We start from the raw sequence: 4,813 nt of genomic DNA, 5'->3' as shown, positions 1-4,813 counted from the left end.
ATTAGTCTTCCATTTTCCCCTTCCATTAATAACAGTTCCTCTGCACTGATTTCCTTTAACATGTCATGTTTTATAATCTGCCTTCCCCCATATATGGCATAGTTAAACACATCTGCAAATCTCACGTTATCTGACATGTACTTTTTAGTTGCTATATCCTTTTTTCCCATATAACACCCCTCGTATAATATTTCGAGGTGTATACTATTAGTTTTTCTTAATTTCTTTATAGTATACACCCGATGTAAAAAAAATACAATAGTGAGCAATAAAATCCACTTTCGCCACTCGAATCATAATATTTATTTACATCTTACATTTACTATATTACATATATTTTGTTGTGTTGTCAAGTTGTTTCTGTTCACTTATATATTTTTTGTACATTTATTCAAAAAGCTGTCATTAATGCACAAAAAAACACTTTCTCAAAAATGATCTCTGCATAAACCTTCCATTCCAAATTATGTACATTTAATTTATCCGTAATATGTAAATATCACACCACTGGCACTGCCTTGTTCTGACCATGCTGTATTCCAGACTGTCATTTTCCACTTTGAATCCTTTTTCTTAAGCCCAACAAAATTTCCCATACTATGGTTTATATCAACATAATATACTTTTTATTGATTACTTCAATTTTATTCTTTATTCCAAGCAATCTTGTCATAAAATATTATACAGTAGCTTTTTTATCTTTTTTCAATCTAATATATATCATATACACAACCTGAACCGGCAAAATTAACATTATCATAATAAACCAGTCTTCTGACTGACCTGCGATTGACATATCTATTTTCCATAAATATGTAAAAAAGTAATAATAATCTACATTCGTTAAAAACTTCATCACACTGCACAAATCGTATCTGTGCCAACATACAATTCCTGCCGATACTTCCAGTATTCCAAATATTGCATACAAATACTTATTATATAAATATCTAATGGAATCTTTTCTATTAATCAAATATTCACCAATACAGATTATCAGAGAAATGACAATGGCAAACATAAGGCTTGCATTGTTAACTGAATAATGTAATTCATTACTAAAATAATTACAAATGACAATTATGGTCGTTTTTAGTACCAACGCAAATAATGCATAATTTATCTTATTCCCGCATGTGAATGTTATTAATAAAGCAACAATACTTCCTATACACATTCCTACTAACATTCCGGTAACTGAAAATAGCAATTCAAATCCTACGGCACTGCCAATTCCTATTCCTAAATAAATTGCAATAATAAAATTTATCAGACTATAACCTTTTTTTAATGGTGACAAAATCATAATTGTAACACCTAAAACTACTTCTAATATATTTATATTATAAAATACAGACTCATATTGAATAATTATATCTTCTAATTCCTTCACAGTATGCTCCTATCTAAATTAATTTCTATATTCATTCGTGACAAGCATAGTTACTTTTTTATATTTCAAATAGGCTTTTCACTCTTATTTATAACATTCGTATTTTTTCTCAATATATTAATAATTATTTTGATTATTAATACAATGAATAAAATAAGTATAGGTAGCCAAAATTCGTCATGACTATAATTTATATTCCACAATATAAACCATAAATCTTTTGTTGTATATGGAATTTCTAATGGATGTAATGTATTTGCAAAAACAGCTCCCACTATGAAAAATATTCCCAACCAAAAATGTTTATTTTTCTGCAAGTAGTTCCTTGCTTTTTCCTTGGTACTTATCACAATATAACTGATGACTGTTATATAGAGAGCCACCACAGCTTTAAAATACATGTTTCTGTTATCTGCATAAACATCCATAATATTAGTAGCAATGGAAGAAAAATCAAAGTTAAACGCATATACTATTACTTCCATTATTTCATACATGGCAATGAATATTACTATTAAATTAGTAAAATCCTCTGTTTTATTATAAATAGTTAACATTACACTAACAACCAGTCCTAACACAATACCTATTATCATACTTGATATTTTGAGATTTGATACATAAGTTGTAATCATACATACCAATACTCCATAATAAGATGTTACAATAAATTCTTTAAATCTCCCTGGTATTATTTTCTGACTGATAAGTAACAATATACCCAGCATTATTCTTAATAAGGTAACTACTATTTCTCCATGCATATCTTCATATAATTCAACCATAATTTTTATTTTCCTTTCATGCAACAGCTGCACCATCAATGTATACTTTGTGGTAGTCTATGACCTTCCATCCGTTACCTCTATCTGATTTCCTCTCGCATCCACATCTAGACGATATTTTATAAGAACCTTCCGGTGATTGCCCTCTTTTTACATACTTATAAATCTGTTTAAGCATCCTATTGACATTCACTTTTTACTCTAATTTTCTAAATTCATCTATTGTGATTTTTCCGTCATCGGAACATATTTCATACAATCTGAACCAATGGCACCACACATCAATGTCCGGGCCAAAATAAATACTTTCATACCGCTTTTGACTATTTGTAGCAATCATATCTCTTCCCATTTGTTCCACATAATAACCTTTTTTCTCACACATCTTTTTATAATAACCAGAATAACTTCTACCAATAAAAAAATCTGCATTATCACTTTCAGCTACTGTAAATCCAGCACTTACCCTCATCCAAACAGCAACTGTCTTTGGTAATTCATTTATTCCGTATCCATATTCACGTAGATAATTATAAATAATTGCAGAATTTACACATATATATCCTAATAATATTGTAAAAATGACAACGATTAGTTTAATAACTTTTTTCACAAATAAATCCTCTCCCTTTGTAAAATTTAATAACTAATCTCTCCTGTCTACCTGAATCTCTAGTCTCTTTTATGTCCTATTTTTTATTTGTTTCCGACAGCTTGATTTTTATTATATAATACACTCATCTGGAAATTATCATACTCGTCATATGTATATTTTTTGTATCCTCCATCCCTGTATTTTACTTTCGATATGCTATCACCTGTGTCATATTCACAGGATATAAGCATATTTATGTTCCGTTTCTTTTCTATTCTATTTTTCTATCTCTATCGGGTCCGAGATTAATATTACTAATAATGATGTACAGATAAGAACAATAATACTCCCATCGTGTCTATGAGTCAGATAGCATTTTTCTATATAAACCGACTCCATTGCTCATATAAATATAATAAATCTGTTTCTTTTTGAGTTCCATCAAGCAATTTTGCTGCTTGAACACCTACCATATGAATCGGCTCAAACTCCATAGGAAAAGGGGGCATAAATTCTTTATCTTTAAACCCCAACAACAATGGCTTATTTACAAAAAAATCTGTTTTAGGTTCTGTGTAAAAATCCCAATATATCTGAGGATGATACTCCACAAACATTTGACCTATATACATTCCTATATCTCTTAAGATATACTCTGTCTGTAGTGATAACTTTTTATAATCCAAATTTTCAAATTCGTATTGAAACTGTTTTTTTCTATTTTGAACCTTAAAGGGGTTTCTTTTTATTTTTGGGGAGTGTTTTTCCTCTATTTCTGCCACATTCAAAAACCATTTCCATATGTATGTAAGCCTGTCCGGTTCAAATTTCATTTCTTCTCTTTTTATTTTAAAATAATCCGCACACACATTTGATAAATAATTAATTCTCTCCGGAATCTTTGTTTGGTACCATTGAAAAAATTCATTTGCCTCATCCGCATTCAAATCCTTTATCTCTTTTGAAAGTGGTGGAATTAAAACTGAATAATTAAATTTCTTGTTCAAATATATATCCTCCAACTCAGTTTTTTGTTATTAAGTGAATTTGTAGGACAAGTACTGTTAACTATCAACTCATCTATTATTTTATTTGTATAATAATTAATTTGTTTTTCCACTTGTCACTCCTCCTACTTTTTTCATAATGTTTTATTTGACTTTATAAAACTGTTGCTTTATAACTCTCTTTACACTTGCCATTCTTCGTGTTTTTTGGATATTTTTATTCCATCGTATGAAATCTCCCTGTTAAAATTTACTCCATTACCTTAACATTGGATATCCGAAGAAATCCAGTAGGCATATTCCAACGCAACATACTTATTCCCCTTGGAATCCCTAAATACATGATTTTCCTCATCAATCAAATGTAGTTTATCCTTTTCCATAATGACTAAATATCCTAAAACATCGATATAGGCGTCTGTAACGCGATATTTTAAGTTCTCGTTATTAACATTGATTATGTATGCATCGTTCTGAACATATATTTCCCCATCCCGCATATAATATTGCGCGGAATCTTCATCACTTCTTATTCCCATTTTATCATAATGTCCCATAGCACAATAAATAAAAACCACCGCAAATATACTCAAAGAAATAAAGAATGTCTGAACTTTTACTTTCATTTTTCTTTTTTCATTCAAAAATATTTTTCATTTACATTTCCTCTCCAATAAGCATATTGGTATTCACAAAAAAATTTCTACAGAAGTATAAAAACAATATACTAATAATAAGAAACATTAACATTATAAATATATGTAATATTTTTTTGTCTGTACGGCTTTTAATATACGTATAAATCTTGTATGTAGAAAAAGCCAAAAATACTGTTCCTGTTATAATCATTCCTATTATTGATATTATATATAATTTATTACTAATAGAATTATAATTATATTTTATATAATCATACTTATTATTTTGTATTTTAGTCGCTAATTGAATTTTCAAGCCATCGGTAGCATATATATAAGAAAATACATTATATAGTATAATGATAATTCCCAAATATATTTTACTAATATTTTTT

Annotated in this window: 6 protein-coding genes; all 6 read right to left on the bottom strand. The window is 28.7% G+C overall.

What is annotated here, in order from left to right; translation table 11 throughout:
• Positions 1 to 679: 679 nt before the first annotated feature.
• On the bottom strand, positions 680 to 1,393 hold the full coding sequence (locus Q5O30_RS06480; protein ID WP_021952937.1) for a hypothetical protein: 714 nt from the start codon (positions 1,391 to 1,393) through the stop codon (positions 680 to 682).
• A 65-nt stretch (positions 1,394 to 1,458) separates the two neighbouring features.
• The gene (locus Q5O30_RS06475) at positions 1,459 to 2,178 is read right to left on the bottom strand and encodes a hypothetical protein (RefSeq protein ID WP_021952936.1); all 720 of its coding nucleotides are present in this window, start codon (positions 2,176 to 2,178) and stop codon (positions 1,459 to 1,461) included.
• 196 nt (positions 2,179 to 2,374) lie between these two features.
• A complete protein-coding gene (locus Q5O30_RS06470) occupies positions 2,375 to 2,791 on the bottom strand; it encodes a hypothetical protein (protein ID WP_021952935.1) in 417 nt (138 codons plus the stop codon).
• Between the two features lie 83 nt (positions 2,792 to 2,874).
• The gene (locus Q5O30_RS06465; RefSeq protein ID WP_021952934.1) at positions 2,875 to 3,024 is read right to left on the bottom strand and encodes a hypothetical protein; all 150 of its coding nucleotides are present in this window, start codon (positions 3,022 to 3,024) and stop codon (positions 2,875 to 2,877) included.
• A gap of 129 nt (positions 3,025 to 3,153) precedes the next feature.
• Positions 3,154 to 3,795, bottom strand: coding sequence for a hypothetical protein (locus Q5O30_RS06460; protein WP_302674622.1), 642 nt, complete (start codon positions 3,793 to 3,795; stop codon positions 3,154 to 3,156).
• A 248-nt stretch (positions 3,796 to 4,043) separates the two neighbouring features.
• Positions 4,044 to 4,424: a hypothetical protein gene (locus tag Q5O30_RS06455; RefSeq protein WP_302674621.1), complete on the bottom strand. Its 381-nt coding sequence runs from the start codon at positions 4,422 to 4,424 to the stop codon at positions 4,044 to 4,046.
• Between the last annotated feature and the right edge of the window lie 389 nt (positions 4,425 to 4,813).

Origin of the sequence: Eubacterium sp. CAG:161 (assembly GCF_000432355.1) — a bacterium.
GTDB lineage: Bacteria > Bacillota > Clostridia > Lachnospirales > Lachnospiraceae > Eubacterium_G > Eubacterium_G segne.
This window is presented reverse-complemented; position numbering and strand designations above follow the sequence as displayed.

Excerpts from the sequence above, each read along its gene's own strand:
- Q5O30_RS06475 (WP_021952936.1), bottom strand. The coding sequence starts at position 2,178 with ATGGTTGAATTATATGAAGATATGCATGGAGAAATAGTAGTTACCTTA.
- Q5O30_RS06465 (WP_021952934.1), bottom strand. The coding sequence starts at position 3,024 with ATGCTTATATCCTGTGAATATGACACAGGTGATAGCATATCGAAAGTA.